Below are 15461 nucleotides of genomic sequence, written 5' to 3'. Positions count from 1 at the left end.
GTATAAAAAACATGCAACAGCTTTACAAATCATCAATTTTACTGTTATTACTATCTTTTCAAATTGGTTTTGCGCAACGACCAACTAAACCAACATCGGTAGAAATTTACCACCAAATACAAAAACTGAACTTTCTGGGTTCAGTTTTATATGTTGCGGCACATCCTGACGACGAAAATACTCGATTAATTTCTTATTTGTCAAATGACAAAAAAGCTCGAACCGGTTATCTATCGCTAACTCGTGGTGATGGTGGACAAAATTTAATTGGAACTGAACTACGCGAATTGCTTGGCGTTATTAGAACACAAGAACTTATCGAAGCTCGAAAAATTGATGGTGGCGAACAGTTTTTTTCTCGTGCCAATGACTTTGGTTTTTCAAAAAATCCTACGGAAACATTAGAAATTTGGGATAAAAATCAGGTTTTGAGTGATGTTGTTTGGGCAATTAGAAAATTTCAACCCGATGTAATCATTAACCGTTTTGATCATCGTTCACCAGGAACCACTCATGGTCATCACACCGCTTCGGCTATGTTGAGTTTGGAAGCTTTTGATTTAGTTAACGATAAAACCATTTATCCTGAACAACTAAAATATGTTTCAACTTGGCAACCTAAACGAGTATTTTTCAACACTTCGTGGTGGTTTTATGGCAGCAAAGAAAAGTTTGAAAAAGCCGACAAATCCACACAAACCAAGTTAAACATTGGAACCTATTATCAAAGTTTGGGTAAATCCAATCAAGAAATTGCCGCTTTAAGCAGAAGTTGTCATCAGTCACAAGGTTTCGGAAATACTGGAACTCGTGGTGAAGAAGACGAATATTTAGAATTTCTAAAAGGCGAAAAACTCAACGACAATACTAATCTTTTTGAAGGAATTGATACTTCTTGGAACCGAGTTCAAGGCGGAAAAGCTATAGGCGATATTTTAAATGCCGTGGAAAAAAACTTCGATTTTAAAAATCCTTCAGCTAGCATTCCTGAATTGGTTAAAGCGTATACTTTAATCCAAAATCTATCGGATAAACATTGGAAAGAAGTCAAAACAGAAGAAATCAAGAAAATCATTGCGGCTTGTGCTGGTTTATACTTTGAAGCTGTTGCCGATGTTCAAGAAATTACACCAAATAGTCCGTTAAAAATTAAACTAGAAGTTATTAATAGAAGTTCAATTCCGATGAAACTTAACGGAATTGGCGCTATTCCAACGTATGAAACTAAGGAGAAAAAAATCATTGACTTAAAAAATAACGTTCCTTTTACCGAAACTACTTCGTTAAACTTAAACAACACCATTGATTACACCAATGCCTATTGGCTTAATCAAGTTGGAACCGAAGGAATGTATCGAGTAGATGAACAAGAAAAAATAGGTTTACCCGATGTAATTCGCCAAGTTACTGTTGGATTTTGGATTGAAATTCTGGGTGTAGAAATTCCGTTTGATAGAAAAGTAGTTTACAAATACAACGACGATGTAAAAGGCGAAGTCTATCAACCGCTTGATATTGTTCCGCTTGCTACTTCAACTATTGCTGAAAAAGTATATATTTTCAACAACGACCGAAGTAAAACCGTAACCGTAAAAGTAAAAGCAGGAAAAGACAAAATCGCAGGAAATGTAAAACTTCAACTTCCTGAAAACTGGTCGGTTTCTCCAACTGAAATTCCTTTTTCGTTAGATAGAAAAGGCGAAGAAGTTTTGGCAATTTTCAATGTTTCGCCTTCCAAAGAAATCAGTGAAATTGAAATCAAAAGCATTGTAACTATTGATAATCAAGTTTTTGACAAACAAAAAATCGACATCAACTATCCGCACATTTACAAACAAATGGTTTTAAAACCTGCTGTTGCTAAAGCCATCCGACTAAAAATTAAAACGAAAAATGAAAAAATCGCATACATTATGGGTGCAGGCGATGAAATTCCAAAAAGCTTGCAACAAATGGGTTATGAAGTAGAAATCATCAAACCTGAAGCTATTTCTGCCGAAAAGTTAAGTCCGTTTGATGTTGTTATTACTGGAATTCGTGCTTATAACGTAGTAAACGCTTTGGCTTACAAACAAAAAACACTTTTAGATTTTGTCAAAAATGGAAAAACAATGATTGTACAATACAACACTTTGGACGATTTAGTTTCTAAAGAAATGGCACCATTTCCATTAAAAATTTCTCGTGACCGAGTTACCGAAGAAGATGCTGAGGTTCGCTTTTTAGCACCAAATCATCCCGTTTTAAATTATCCAAACAAAATTACGGTTGACGATTTTAAAGGTTGGAAACAAGAACAAGGATTGTATTATCCAAGCGAATGGGATAACGCGTTTACTCCTATTCTATCGGCAAATGATACTGGCGAAAAGCCAAAAGACGGCGCATTGCTTATTGCAAAATATGGCAAAGGAAATTACATTTACACCGGATTGAGCTTTTTTAGAGAGTTGCCCGAAGGCGTTTCTGGAGCATTCCGATTAATGGCAAATATGATTGCAATTGGTAAATAATTATGGAAACAAACAAAAAATCTTCTTGGAAAAATAGCTATACTTGGGTTTTATTGGCCAATGCTATTTATATCATTATCTTTTTTCTACTAATGCAATTATTCTATTGATATGCAACAACTTGACTGGATAATTTTATCGGTAACGCTACTTTTTATCGTTTTCTATGGCGTTTATAAAACCAAAGGAAGTGCCAACGTAGAAGAATATATTTTGGGCAACAAAGAAACGCCTTGGTGGACAGTTGGTTTATCTGTAATGGCAACTCAAGCCAGCGCAATTACTTTTTTATCAACGCCAGGACAAGCGTATCATGACGGAATGGGTTTTGTGCAATTCTATTTTGGTTTGCCTATTGCGATGGTCGTAATTTCTATGACGTTTATTCCTATTTATCATAAACTGAAAGTTTACACCGCTTATGAATATCTCGAACAACGATTTGACTTAAAAACACGTTCGTTTACAGCCGTTTTATTCTTAATTCAGCGTGGTTTAGGAACTGGTTTAACCATTTATGCACCATCCATTATTCTTTCGGCGGTATTGGGTTGGAACTTAACGATGTTGAACATCATCATTGGGATTTTGGTAATTATTTACACATTTACTGGCGGAACAAAAGCGGTAAACGTTACTCAAAAACAACAAATGTTTGTCATCATGAGCGGAATGTTTATCACATTTTTCTTGATATTACATTATTTGCCAAACGACATGACATTTTCTAATGCGATGCATATTGCTGGCGCCAATGACAAAATGAATGTACTTGATTTTTCCTTTGATCCCGAAAATCGATATACTTTTTGGAGCGGAATTACCGGAGGTTTTTTCTTGATGCTTTCCTATTTTGGAACGGATCAATCTCAGGTTGGACGTTATCTATCTGGAAAATCAGATAAAGAAAGCCAAATGGGATTAATCATGAATGGTTTCTTAAAAGTACCTATGCAGTTTTTCATCCTATTGACTGGTGTAATGGTTTTTGTTTTCTTTCAATTCAATCCGGTTCCGTTGCATTTTAATCCGGTAAATCGTGGTGCGATTGAAAAATCGATTTATGCCAATGAATACAATTCACTTGAAAAACAACTCAATCAACTTAGCGAAGAAAAAAAGGAATTCAATTTGTTGTATATCGACCATTTGAACCAAAATTATGATAATCCAATCTTGAGGAGAAAACTGAGTTCGCTTTCTGAAAAAGAAAAAGATTTACACGACCAAGCCAAAGTTATCATTCAAAAAGTAGATGCTAAAGCTGAAACCAATGATAAAGATTACGTTTTTATCTATTTCATCTTAAACTATTTACCTTCGGGATTAATTGGACTTTTATTGGCAGTTATTCTTTCGGCAGCAATGTCTTCATCGGCTTCAGGTTTAACAGCATTGGCTTCAACCACAGCAATTGACATTTATAAACGAAATGTAAAAGGTCAAAAATCAGACAAACACTATGTTGATGCCACTAAATATTTCACATTGCTTTGGGGAATTATTGCCATACTTTTTGCTTGCGTTGGAACGTTATTTGAAAACTTAATTCAGTTGGTAAACATTGTAGGTTCTATTTTTTACGGAACTGTTTTGGGTGTTTTCTTGGTAGGTTTTTATGTGAAATATGTCAAAGCAAATGCTATCTTTTTAGGTGCCGTAATCAGTCAAACTACTATTTTCTTTATCTATTACTATGCCATTCACATTCATCCAAATGGACAAGAAAAGCTTGGTTATTTGTGGCTAAATTTCATTGGCGCATCGTTAACCGTACTACTATCGATTGTATTTCAAACCTTTATTAAAAGTAAACCCAAAGAAATTGTAGCATAAAAAAAAGCCACGAGAATTAAATTTCGTGGCTTTTTTCATTTAAAGAAAGAGTTATTATTTTTTACTCCATTCTTTAATACTGTCGTTGTTCATTTTAACGTAGTCTGCATTTCCAGCTTTTTCAGCAGCAGCCAATGAAGCTTTAGCCGTAGTAATTGCTCCAGCTTTATCACCTAATTTAGCTTGGATTAATGATTTTAATCTCAAATGCCAAAATGGAACATCTTGTCCTGCTTTTACAGAACTTACTGCTTTGTTTACATATTCTAAAGCTTTATTCAAATCACCATCTGCTTGATAGAAATACTGTGCTGCAGAAAAATAGTCATTTCCTGTTGGACCAGCTAACACTTTTTCGATACTAGCCATAGCCGCTTTTTTAGTTGGTACTTCAAACTTGATAGAAACCATTGTTTTTTCCCAAGAAATATCCAAAGTTGCGCTATCGTTAGTCAAGTTATTTACACCAATAGTGAAAGTTTCAACATGATTTCCTAAAGCCGTTGGATCAACCATAGTGCTTAACGCTACTTTGTTTACATCCCAGTTTTCTGGTGTTCCCCAATTTTCTGTATCCGTGTAGAAAATAACTTCCCACATATCAGCTTTTGGCGTAGTGAAAATAGCATATTTACCTTTTTTCAAAGTATTTCCTTTGATAACTACATCATCACTGAAAGTTACCATTGAGTTTTGGTTTGCACCCGTTCTCCAAAGTTTTCCAAAAGGAACTAAATCACCAAAAACAACTCTTCCTTTTGCACTTGGACGAGAATAATCTAATGTTACATCTGTCAATCCAACTACTTGATTAACTGTAGTCTTAGGACTTGATTGAGGTGTTTTTACCTGAGCTTCAATAGTGAAATTGGCAATCAAAACTGCCAAAACAAAAATAATTTTTTTCATAATGTTTTATTTAGTTGGTCAAATTTACAAATAGTTAAAGACTTCAAATGTTAATTAAAACTTAAATAGCTGTATTTTTTGTTTAACAAAATATAAAATTCATTAAACACTTTGTATCTTTACCAAAAATAATGAGATGAAAATATATAGATTACAAACCCAACAAAAGTTACCTATTACAATGGACAAAGCCTGGGAATTCTTTTCTGATCCAGCGAATTTAAAAACCATTACACCTAATTATATGGGATTTAAAACACTATCAGGCGATGATAGAAAAATGTTTCCAGGACAAATCATTCAATATATTGTTACGCCAGTTTTAGGTATTCCAATGAAATGGGTTACTGAGATTACACACGTAATTGATAGAAAGTATTTTGTTGATGAACAACGCTTTGGTCCTTATTCGCTGTGGCATCACAAACATTTTTTTAAAGAAATTGATGGTGGCGTTGAAATGGAAGATATAGTAGATTATAAAGTTCCGATGGGAATTATTGGTCAACTGGTTCATCCATTTTTAGTAAAACCTAAATTGAATGAAATATTTGAATACCGAAGAAAAAAATTAATTGAACTATTTGGTGAATTTAAAGGTTAAAAAATGAAAAATATATTACTAATTGGTGGTTCGTATGGCATTGGACTTGCTATTGCCATAGAATTACAATATGAAAATAAAGTATTCATCGCTTCAAGAACTAATGAAGAAATTGCCGAAATGAATGTAACTCACATTCCTTTTGATGCAACAACCGATATTTTGGAAACATCCAAATTACCCGAAGTTATCGACGGATTGGTGTATTGTCCTGGAAGTATTAATTTACGTCCGTTTCGTGGTTTGAAGCCCGAAGCATTTGAGCACGATTTACAAATCAATTTTATAAGTTTGGTAAAGGTTATCCAATCGGTTTTACCCAATTTGACGGCTTCCAATCAATCTAGTATTGTGCTTTTTAGTTCGGTTGCTGCCAGCATGGGAATGCCTTTTCACACCTCGGTTGCTGCTGCCAAAGGAGCGATTGAAGGATTTGCAAAAGCATTAGCCGCAGAATATGCTCCAAAAATTAGAGTAAATGTTATTGCACCATCATTAACCGATACACCATTGGCAGAGAAGTTTTTGAGCAACGATGAGAAAAAAGAAAAATCAGCTCAACGCCATCCGATGAAAAGAGTTGGAACTTCTGACGATATGGCGCAAATGGCAAGTTTTTTATTGTCTGAAAAAAGCAGTTGGATATCGGGGCAAATCTTCCATGTTGATGGCGGAATGTCCACTTTACTAACCAATCAATAAATTCAAGTTCAACTTCAAAAATCAAGTTCAACCTCAAAAATCAAGTTCAACTTCAAAAATCAATTGGAATATAAAAATTTAATTTTTTTTTGAATATAATTATAATTTTGAAGTTGCTTTTTGAAGTTGCTTTTTGAAGTTGATTTTTGAAATTGATTTTTGAAATTGATTTTTGATGTTGCTTTTGATATTGAATTTTTAAAAATATGAACATATTCTGGTTTCGACGCGATTTACGATTAGACGATAATGTTGGGCTTTTTCATGCCTTAAATGCAGATGAAGAAGTGCTTCCGATTTTTATATTTGATGAAACTATTTTGTCGCAACTTCCAAAAGATGATGCGCGAGTTACCTTTATTCATCAGCAGTTGGAAAAAATCCAGAAACAACTTCAAGAGATTGGAAAATCATTAGCTGTTTTTCATGGAAAACCATTGGATGTTTATCAAAAATTAATTTCAGAAAATAAAATCAAAGCGGTTTATACCAATCATGATTATGAACCTTATGCTCGCAAACGCGATTTGGATTTATACCATTTATTTAAAGAAAATAACATCGAATTTAAAACTAGTAAAGACCAAGTCATTTTCGAAAAAAGTGAAGTAGTTAAAGACGATGGAACGCCGTATGTAGTTTATACTCCGTATTCTAACAAATGGAAAGAAAACTTTAAAAAAATCCAACTAGTTCATTATAATTCAGAAGATTATTTAAGTAAAATAACGCTTCACTCCTATCCATTTTTGAGTTTAGCTGCTATAGGATTTGAAACCTCATCTATAAAAGTTACTCCATTTGATGTATCGACAACTTTGATAGACAACTATGAAGCCACACGAAATTTTCCAGCTTTGAACAAAACGTCGTATCTTGGAATTTATCTGCGTTTTGGTGCGGTTTCTATTAGAAAAATGGTTGCCAAAGCACTTGAAAGTAGAAACGAAACGTTTTTAAAGGAATTAATTTGGAGGGAGTTTTTTATGCAAATTCTTTGGCATTTTCCGCATACTAACAAATCGAGTTTTAGACCAAAATACGACGAAGTAAAATGGGAAAACAATGAAGTTTTGTTTAAAAAATGGTGTGAAGGAAAAACCGGTTATCCTTTTGTAGATGCTGGAATGCGTGAATTGAACAAAACTGGTCACATGCACAATCGTGTGCGAATGATTGTAGCGAGTTTTTTGTGCAAACATCTTTTAATTGATTGGCGTTGGGGAGAAACTTATTTTGCTACAAAATTATTAGATTACGAACAAGCTAGCAACGTTGGCAACTGGCAATGGGCAGCTGGAAGTGGTGTTGATGCTGCGCCTTATTTTAGAATTTTCAATCCAACGGAGCAAATCAAAAAATTTGATAAAGACTTAAAATACATCAAAAAATGGATACCTGAACTGGAAACCATTCACTATCCAAAACCTATTGTTGAGCATAAAGAAGCGCGAGAAAAATGTTTGAAAGTTTATAAAGAAGCGGTTGGCTAATTGTTTTTATTCTCCTCCTTTGGAGGAGTGTCCGAAGGACGAGGTGGTTTTTGTATTTCTCATTTATACGAAAAATTTTCAATAATAAATAATTCCAACTCTTTCATAACATTATCTAAATCATGTAACACTCTTAGATTTGTTGTTTTGAATATTTTTAATCCTAATGATTCTAAGTAATCCTCTCTTTTTTTATCATATTCCTCTTTATCATTATGGCTTTCTCCATCAATTTCTACTATCAATCCTAGTGTTTTTACGTAAAAATCAACAATAAAATTTCCTATAACTTTTTGCCTATCGAAGTCTATCTTGTGAAATCCATCTTTTTTAACTTGCATCCAAAAAACAACTTCGGAATAATTTCCTGCTTTACGTAAAGCTCTTGCTCTCGATTTAAGTTTAATGTTATAAGGAAGATTTTCAACAAAATTTCTTTTAATAGGGATTTTATTGATGTATGTAATTATTTCTTCCATTTCTTTTCTTTTAAAATTAGTATTTCATTAGATTGAAACTTTTAAAACCACCTCGCCTTTCAGGCACTCCTCCAAAGGAGGAGAATTGTAAACGTAAAAATCAATCGTTAACTAAAGCATTCATTTTTTCAACCCAAATAGCATATCCTTTGGCATTCATGTGAAGGTTATCATGAATATAAATGTCTTTTCTAGGTTCGCCGTTTTCAATCATATCATCCCAAATGTTTACGAAAGTTGCGTTCTTTTTATTTTTCATAAACTGGCTAATCAATTTATTTGTTGCCATCATTCGGTCTTTCATGTGCCAACGGGAAATAGCTGGTTTTAAAGAAACAAAAATAATTGGAGTTTCTGGAAATTGCTTTCTCAAAGTTTTATAGAACGTTTTATATCGCTTGAAAACCATTTTTGGAGTTACTTTTTCTGAGCTTGCAATGTCGTTTTCTCCACAATAAATGAAAATCTTTTTTGGCTTGTATTTCAAAACTACATCGTTTTGAAAATAAATCAAATCCAATAAGGTAGCGCCACCAAAAGCACGGTTTAAAATATTTTGATTATTAAAATCTGACTTTACATCTTTCCACAATCTGAAAGAAGAACTACCTATAAAAAGCAACATTCCATCATTCGGTTTTTGAATACTGTCTTGTTTTCTGAAAGCTTTTATTTCGTTGGTAAATTGATTTTCTTGCGCAATTGTATTGACAGAAATAAAAAGTATCGAAAGAAATAAAATTAGCTTTTTCATTATTATTTTATATTTTTTATAGTATTGAAATCCAATTCGTTAAAATGAGTAATCACTCTATCCGCTTTTGAATAGTCTTGTAGTTTAGAATGAAAACTATCATAACCAACACAATAAATATCAGCCGATTTTGCCGCTTGAATTCCGTTGGTGCTGTCTTCAATCACGATGCAATTTTCTACTGGCGTTTGAGCCAATTCGGCTGCTTTTAAGAAAATGGCAGGATGTGGTTTCGACTTTGGAAAATCTTCACCAGAAACTTTATGAGTGAAATAGTGATGCAAATTAAATCGATCAAAAATACGCTCAATAGTAACATTAGCCGACGATGAAGCCAAGACCAATTGCATTCCGTTAGTATATAAATCTTTAATCAAATCTTCTACTCCATCCAGTAAATACAAATCTTCTTTGCTGTCAAAAGCGTCATTAAATAAGTTGCGTTTGGTTTCGACTAAGGTTTGAACGTCTTGTGCCAAATTATAGGTTTCTTTTAAGCGCTCGTAGATATTTTTGGTAGAATTTCCCGTAAACGAAGCATACATTTCTGGAGAAACTTCAATGTTTAGTTGTTTAAAATGTTGCACGTAAGCATAATGATGAACGGGTTCTGTATCCACTATCACGCCATCCATGTCGAATATTACGGTTTGTATCATTTGTTTAATGAGTTGTGAGTTGTAAATTGTAAATTGTGAATTGTGATCAGTTATTCTTTATTCTTTCCTCTTTACTTTTTACTCTTTTTCAATAAATATTTCACCACTGTTTCGGCAGCATGAAGTCCAAAAAGGCATGGCATCCAGCTGTTTGTTCCGTAGAATGATTTTTTGAAATTTTTCCCATCAGTCAGTTTAATACTAGATTGATCGGGTACTTCGGTAGAAAAAACGGCTTTAATTCCTTTGGAAATTTTTTGTTCTTTTAATCGTTTGCGCATGTTTTTTGCTAACGGACAATATTCGGTTCTACTAATATCGCGAACTTTTACTTTACTTGCTTCATATTTTCCGCCTGCGCCCATACTTGAAATTACTTTTACCTTTTTACGTTTTGACGCAATTAATAAATTCAATTTTGGCGTTACACTATCGATGCAATCTAAAACGTAATCAAAATCGGTAGTTACAATTTCCAATGCTCTTTCTGGCGACAAAAACTCTTCTAAACGAGTTAAATTTAGCTCAGGATTAATATCCATCAATCTGTCGCCAACAATATGAACTTTAGGCAAACCAACTGTTGAATGCAATGCTGGTAATTGTCGGTTAATATTGGTAATATCTACCACATCGCCATCTACAATAGTCATGTTTCCCACGCCAGCACGAGCCAAAAACTCGGCTGCAAACGAACCCACGCCACCTAAACCAACTACTAAAACATTTGCATTTTTTAGATTGTTTAACCCTTCTGCTTTAAATAATAATTCTGCTCTTTCTTGCCACTTTGCCATCGATATTCAAAATTTTAAAGTGGCAAAAATAGGGAATTTATAAATAATGCTGTTACTTTTAACCTTTTGGATTTTATCTGAAATTTGTATAAAAAAACCTTTCTCAAAAAAAGAAAGTTTTTAAAATTTTATAGAAAACTGATTTAAATTCCAGCAATTGCTTTCAATTCATTTACAAAACGAACTGCCAATGCATCAGCAGAATCTTGGGTTGGTGCTTCTGTATAAATTCGGATAATTGGTTCGGTATTGGATTTACGCAAATGAACCCATTCCGTTGGGAAATCAATTTTTACGCCATCAATTGTAGATATATTTTCAGATTTGTAGGTTTCGGTTAAGGTTGCCAAAATTCCGTCAACATCAATTTGTGGTGTCAACTCAATTTTGTTTTTACTCATATAATATTGCGGATAACTTGCTCTAAGTTCTGCAACTGTAACATCTAAATTTGCTAAATGCGTTAAAAACAAAGCGACACCAACCAAGCTATCTCTTCCATAGTGTAACTCTGGATAAATAATTCCGCCGTTTCCTTCGCCACCAATTATGGCGTTTGTAGCTTTCATCAATTCTACCACATTTACTTCACCTACTGCACTGGCTTGATAACTTCCGTTGTGTTTTTCAGTAATATCACGCAACGCACGCGACGAACTCATATTAGAAACTGTATTTCCTGGTGTTTTACTCAAAACATAATCCGCAACGGCAACCAACGTATATTCTTCGCCAAACATTTCGCCATCATTAGAAATAAACGCCAAACGGTCAACATCTGGATCAACTACAATTCCGAAATCGGCTTTTTCTTCTACAACCAATTTACAAATATCTCCTAAATGTTCTTTCAAAGGTTCAGGATTGTGAGGAAAATGTCCGTTAGGTTCACAATATAATTTTACACATTCCACACCCATTTGTTCCAAAAGCTTCGGAATAATAATTCCACCTGAAGAATTCACACCATCAACTACTACTTTGAATTTTCTTTTGGCAACAGCTTCGGCATCAACTAAAGGCAATTCTAAAACCTCATCAATATGAATATCCATGTAAGCATCGTTTGCCATAATTTCACCTAAACTATCTACATCCGAAAAATCAAACGCTTCGGCTTCGGCAATTTCTAATATTTTTGCACCTTCAGCACCGCTAAGAAATTCACCTTTTGCATTTAAAAGTTTCAAAGCATTCCATTGTTTTGGATTGTGAGAAGCTGTTAAAATAATTCCGCCATCAGCTTGTTCCATCGGAACGGCAACTTCAACTGTTGGTGTTGTAGATAAACCTAAATCAATAACATCAATTCCTAAACCAATTAAAGTATTGACTACTAAATTATGAATCATCGGACCTGAAATACGAGCATCACGACCAATAACTACTTTTAGTTTATCTTTATTGATATTGTTTTTCAAAAAAGTACCATAAGCCGAAGCAAATTTTACTGCATCAACTGGGGTTAAATTGTCACCAACATTTCCACCAATTGTTCCGCGAATTCCTGATATTGATTTGATTAATGTCATTTGTATCTTTTTTAGGTTTGTTTTGTTATTTTTTACAAATATAATAGTTGACAGTACGAAAAATAGAAATAAGATATTTTTTTCTATATTTACTATCATATCATCGATGAAAAACCTATTGCAATTATTTTCAGTATGAATTTCCTAGCACATATTTATCTTTCTGGCGACAATGATTTGTTAAAAATCGGCAATTTTATGGCAGATAGTATTCGTGGAAATAGCTATGAAAATTATCCTGACGAAATCAAAAAAGGAATTCTGCTTCATCGTTCGATTGACAGTTTTACGGATATGCATCCCGTTTACAGAAAAAGTAAACATCGATTGCATGAAAAATACGGACATTATTCTGGTGTGATTATGGATATTTTTTACGACCATTTTTTGGCAAAAAACTGGGCAAATTATTCCAATAAAAAGCTAGAAGAGTATGCCGATGAATTTTATCAGCTTTTACAAGACAATTATGATTTACTTACGGATAAAATTCAAGGAATGATGCCGTATATGATTGCTCGAAATTGGTTGGTAAGCTATGCTTCCATCTCAGGCTTGGAAATGATTTTATTCCAAATGGATCATCGAACTAAAAATCGTGTCGCGATGCATGAAGCTATCGTTGAATTACAAGAATTCTACTTGGAATTTGAAACCGAATTTACTTTATTTTTTGAGGAATTGCAACAACATTGCAAAAACAAGTTACTTGAATTATGAAAAAAATATTTAGAATGTTGTCATTCCGTAGGAATCTAATTTGTTATAGATTCCTACGGAATGACAAACAGGACTTAAAAAAGTTAATTCTAGTCTTTTTAACTTTAATATCCTTTTCTTCTCAAGCTCAACAAGGTGTAACTTCTTCCAACGGAATGGTAGTTTCAGCTCGTGAAGAAGCTTCCAAAATTGGCGTTGATATTCTAAAAAAAGGAGGAAATGCATTTGATGCTATGATTGCAACCCATTTGGCTTTGGCAGTTGCTTATCCTTATGCGGGAAATATTTCGGGTGGCGGATTTTTAGTTTACCGAAAAAATAACGGTGAAATTGGTTCGCTTGATTTCAGAGAAAAAGCACCGCTAAAAGCATCCAAAAACATGTACTTGGACAAAAATGGCAATGTAATTCCTAATTTGAGTACCGATAGCGCTTTATCCGTTGGCATTCCAGGAAGTGTTGCAGCTATATTTGAAATCCATAGAAAATTTGGTTCATTACCATTAAAAGATTTGTTTGAACCTGCTATCCTTTTGGCAAAAAAAGGCATTGTTGTAACCGAAAAAGAACACGCAAAACTCAATGAATATCGCTCTAAAATTGTTGAACTAAGCGGAAATCAAACACTTTATGCAGAAAACTTTAAAGTTGGCGATACCATAAAATATTTGGCATTAGCTAATACATTGGAACAAATTCTTAAAAACGGAGAAACCGAATTCTACAAAGGAAAAACCGCTAAAAAATTAGTCAAATTTCTAAAAAGTAAAGGCGGAATAATTTCGCTAAAAGATTTAAAAAAATACAAAACCATTTGGCGAAAACCGATAACTTTTCAATACAAAGAACTAAACATCATTTCGATGGCACCACCAAGTAGCGGCGGAATTACATTGGCTCAAATTATGAAAATGATTGAACCCTTCGACCTTAAAAAACTGCAACACAATTCGGCAGATTACATTAATCTTTTGAGCGAAGCTGAACGTAGAGCTTATGCCGATAGAAATTACTTTCTTGGTGATCCGGATTTTATTACTATTCCCGAAAAAGAATTACTCGACGAAAATTATTTAAAAAATAAGATGAAGAATTTTTCCTTTGTAAATGCAACGTCATCCAAAGAAGTTAGTCATGGTGATATTCAAGTGGTAGAAAGTGATGAAACCACTCATTATTCTATTGTTGATGCAGCTGGAAATGCGGTTTCGGTGACGACAACTTTGAACGGTGCGTATGGTTCTAAACTATATTGTGACGAACTGGGATTTTTTCTCAATAATGAAATGGATGATTTTTCGGTAAAACCTGGTGTACCTAATTATTACGGATTAATTGGTGCTGAAGCCAACAGCATTGCTCCCGAAAAACGAATGCTAAGCTCGATGACGCCAACAATTGTAGAGAAAAGCGGAAAGTTATTTATGCTTTTGGGTTCGCCTGGCGGTTCGACCATAATCACTTCGGTTTTACAAACTATTTTAAATGTTCATGAATTTGAAATGGGAATGCAAAAAGCGGTAAATCAGCCACGTTTTCATCATCAATGGCTACCCGATGAAATTATGCTTGAACCTAATAAATTCAATGTAGAAAGTAAAGAAAAACTCAGACAGAAAGGTCATATTATTAACGAGAAATTTGCACCTGTTATTGGTAAAGTAAATGCGATTTTGGTTCTACCAAATGGCAATTTTGAAGGCGGAGCCGATTTTCGCGGAGATGATAAAGCTATTGGATATTAAATTTAAAAAATGAATTTCATACAAGAATTAGAAACCGAATTAGTTCATCAACAAAACACTGAAAACGCAGCAAAAATGGAAGCTTACATGAAGCATCATTTTTCTTTTTTAGGTATTAAAACCGAAACAAGAAGAGCTATTTTTCAAGATTTATGGAAAAAACACCAATCGGAAATACAATCCAACTTTCGTGAAATCAGTTGGGAACTTTTCAACAAAAAAGAGCGAGAATTCCAGTATTGCGGAATGGAAATTTTAATTAAAGAAATTAAAAAAAAGTATTTAAAAGAAGACGACAAACTGATTGAACAATGGATTATTACCAATTCTTGGTGGGATAGTGTTGATGTTTTGGCAAAATATCTTTTGGGTGGTTATCTTTTGCAATTTCCTGAAAAAACATTAAACATAATCGAACGGTTTTCAAATTCAGAAAATATGTGGCTCAATCGAAGTGCCATTCTTTTTCAATTGAGTTATAAACAAAAAACCAATTTTGAATTATTGAAATCCGAATGCGAAAAACACAAACATTCGAATGAATTTTTTATTCAAAAAGCCATTGGTTGGTCACTTCGAGATTATGGTCGATTTAATCCAAATGCGGTAAAAAGCTATGTAGAAAACACCAATTTAAAACCTTTGAGTAAAAAAGAAGCGCTGAGAAATATTTTAAAATAATCATTTATAGCTATTTTTGTGGAATATTCTCTAATAA

Annotated in this window: 14 protein-coding genes; 8 read left to right on the top strand and 6 right to left on the bottom strand. The window is 33.6% G+C overall.

The annotated features are described in order from the left end of the window. The first annotated feature begins 11 nt into the window (after positions 1 to 11). Together G6042_RS13295 and G6042_RS13290 are read left to right on the top strand one after the other, a co-directional pair. Positions 12 to 2513: a PIG-L family deacetylase gene (locus G6042_RS13295; RefSeq protein WP_169524932.1), complete on the top strand. Its 2502-nt coding sequence runs from the start codon at positions 12 to 14 to the stop codon at positions 2511 to 2513. Between the two features lie 111 nt (positions 2514 to 2624). Then, a complete protein-coding gene (locus G6042_RS13290) occupies positions 2625 to 4349 on the top strand; it encodes a sodium:solute symporter (RefSeq protein WP_169524931.1) in 1725 nt (574 codons plus the stop codon). 54 nt (positions 4350 to 4403) lie between these two features. On the opposite strand, the gene G6042_RS13285 is transcribed toward G6042_RS13290, so the two are convergent. Then, on the bottom strand, positions 4404 to 5258 hold the full coding sequence (locus G6042_RS13285; RefSeq protein WP_169524930.1) for a DUF2911 domain-containing protein: 855 nt from the start codon (positions 5256 to 5258) through the stop codon (positions 4404 to 4406). Positions 5259 to 5394: 136 nt separating this feature from the next. Between G6042_RS13285 and G6042_RS13280 the strand changes: the two genes are divergently transcribed. The 3 genes from G6042_RS13280 to G6042_RS13270 all read left to right on the top strand — a co-directional run bounded on the left by G6042_RS13280 (position 5395) and on the right by G6042_RS13270 (position 8057). Next, a complete protein-coding gene (locus G6042_RS13280) occupies positions 5395 to 5862 on the top strand; it encodes an SRPBCC family protein (protein WP_169524929.1) in 468 nt (155 codons plus the stop codon). A 3-nt stretch (positions 5863 to 5865) separates the two neighbouring features. Continuing rightward, positions 5866 to 6564 (top strand): SDR family NAD(P)-dependent oxidoreductase, encoded by a 699-nt coding sequence (locus G6042_RS13275; protein WP_169524928.1) that lies wholly within the window; start codon positions 5866 to 5868, stop codon positions 6562 to 6564. 206 nt (positions 6565 to 6770) lie between these two features. Beyond that, positions 6771 to 8057 (top strand): cryptochrome/photolyase family protein, encoded by a 1287-nt coding sequence (locus G6042_RS13270; protein ID WP_169524927.1) that lies wholly within the window; start codon positions 6771 to 6773, stop codon positions 8055 to 8057. 59 nt (positions 8058 to 8116) lie between these two features. On the opposite strand, the gene G6042_RS13265 is transcribed toward G6042_RS13270, so the two are convergent. The 5 genes from G6042_RS13265 to glmM form a co-directional block, all read right to left on the bottom strand. Then, on the bottom strand, positions 8117 to 8536 hold the full coding sequence (locus G6042_RS13265; protein WP_169524926.1) for an endonuclease domain-containing protein: 420 nt from the start codon (positions 8534 to 8536) through the stop codon (positions 8117 to 8119). Between the two features lie 100 nt (positions 8537 to 8636). Continuing rightward, a complete protein-coding gene (locus G6042_RS13260; RefSeq protein ID WP_169524925.1) occupies positions 8637 to 9290 on the bottom strand; it encodes a GDSL-type esterase/lipase family protein in 654 nt (217 codons plus the stop codon). Between the two features lie 2 nt (positions 9291 to 9292). Then, the gene (locus G6042_RS13255) at positions 9293 to 9949 is read right to left on the bottom strand and encodes an HAD family hydrolase (protein WP_169524924.1); all 657 of its coding nucleotides are present in this window, start codon (positions 9947 to 9949) and stop codon (positions 9293 to 9295) included. A 71-nt stretch (positions 9950 to 10020) separates the two neighbouring features. After that, complete coding sequence (locus G6042_RS13250; RefSeq protein WP_169524923.1) at positions 10021 to 10746, bottom strand: tRNA threonylcarbamoyladenosine dehydratase; 726 nt, start codon at positions 10744 to 10746, stop codon at positions 10021 to 10023. 143 nt (positions 10747 to 10889) lie between these two features. Then, positions 10890 to 12278 carry a phosphoglucosamine mutase gene (gene glmM, locus G6042_RS13245; protein ID WP_169524922.1) on the bottom strand — a complete coding sequence of 463 codons (1389 nt, stop codon included), beginning with the start codon at positions 12276 to 12278 and terminating at the stop codon, positions 10890 to 10892. A gap of 135 nt (positions 12279 to 12413) precedes the next feature. Between glmM and G6042_RS13240 the strand changes: the two genes are divergently transcribed. From G6042_RS13240 to G6042_RS13230, 3 genes are read left to right on the top strand one after another with little or no spacing between them, the layout of a single operon-like run. After that, the gene (locus G6042_RS13240) at positions 12414 to 12998 is read left to right on the top strand and encodes an acyl carrier protein phosphodiesterase (RefSeq protein WP_169524921.1); all 585 of its coding nucleotides are present in this window, start codon (positions 12414 to 12416) and stop codon (positions 12996 to 12998) included. Then, the gene (ggt, locus tag G6042_RS13235) at positions 12995 to 14743 is read left to right on the top strand and encodes a gamma-glutamyltransferase (protein WP_235933318.1); all 1749 of its coding nucleotides are present in this window, start codon (positions 12995 to 12997) and stop codon (positions 14741 to 14743) included. Before G6042_RS13240 ends, ggt begins: the two co-directional genes overlap by 4 nt. A gap of 9 nt (positions 14744 to 14752) precedes the next feature. Next, entirely contained in the window at positions 14753 to 15424 is a 672-nt protein-coding gene (locus tag G6042_RS13230) for a DNA alkylation repair protein (protein WP_169524920.1), read from the top strand. Positions 15425 to 15461 lie beyond the last annotated feature (37 nt).

Origin of the sequence: Flavobacterium solisilvae (assembly GCF_012911605.1) — a bacterium.
Taxonomy (GTDB): Bacteria; Bacteroidota; Bacteroidia; order Flavobacteriales; family Flavobacteriaceae; genus Flavobacterium; species Flavobacterium solisilvae.
Note: the sequence above shows the minus strand (reverse complement) of the source record. Positions and strands in the feature narration are given on the sequence as shown.

Excerpts from the sequence above, each read along its gene's own strand:
- G6042_RS13275 (WP_169524928.1), top strand. The coding sequence starts at position 5,866 with ATGAAAAATATATTACTAATTGGTGGTTCGTATGGCATTGGACTTGCT.
- G6042_RS13295 (WP_169524932.1), top strand. The coding sequence starts at position 12 with ATGCAACAGCTTTACAAATCATCAATTTTACTGTTATTACTATCTTTT.
- glmM (WP_169524922.1), bottom strand. The coding sequence starts at position 12,278 with ATGACATTAATCAAATCAATATCAGGAATTCGCGGAACAATTGGTGGA.
- G6042_RS13255 (WP_169524924.1), bottom strand. The coding sequence starts at position 9,949 with ATGATACAAACCGTAATATTCGACATGGATGGCGTGATAGTGGATACA.
- ggt (WP_235933318.1), top strand. The coding sequence starts at position 12,995 with ATGAAAAAAATATTTAGAATGTTGTCATTCCGTAGGAATCTAATTTGT.
- G6042_RS13230 (WP_169524920.1), top strand. The coding sequence starts at position 14,753 with ATGAATTTCATACAAGAATTAGAAACCGAATTAGTTCATCAACAAAAC.
- G6042_RS13285 (WP_169524930.1), bottom strand. The coding sequence starts at position 5,258 with ATGAAAAAAATTATTTTTGTTTTGGCAGTTTTGATTGCCAATTTCACT.
- G6042_RS13250 (WP_169524923.1), bottom strand. The coding sequence starts at position 10,746 with ATGGCAAAGTGGCAAGAAAGAGCAGAATTATTATTTAAAGCAGAAGGG.
- G6042_RS13260 (WP_169524925.1), bottom strand. The coding sequence starts at position 9,290 with ATGAAAAAGCTAATTTTATTTCTTTCGATACTTTTTATTTCTGTCAAT.
- G6042_RS13240 (WP_169524921.1), top strand. The coding sequence starts at position 12,414 with ATGAATTTCCTAGCACATATTTATCTTTCTGGCGACAATGATTTGTTA.
- G6042_RS13270 (WP_169524927.1), top strand. The coding sequence starts at position 6,771 with ATGAACATATTCTGGTTTCGACGCGATTTACGATTAGACGATAATGTT.
- G6042_RS13265 (WP_169524926.1), bottom strand. The coding sequence starts at position 8,536 with ATGGAAGAAATAATTACATACATCAATAAAATCCCTATTAAAAGAAAT.
- G6042_RS13290 (WP_169524931.1), top strand. The coding sequence starts at position 2,625 with ATGCAACAACTTGACTGGATAATTTTATCGGTAACGCTACTTTTTATC.
- G6042_RS13280 (WP_169524929.1), top strand. The coding sequence starts at position 5,395 with ATGAAAATATATAGATTACAAACCCAACAAAAGTTACCTATTACAATG.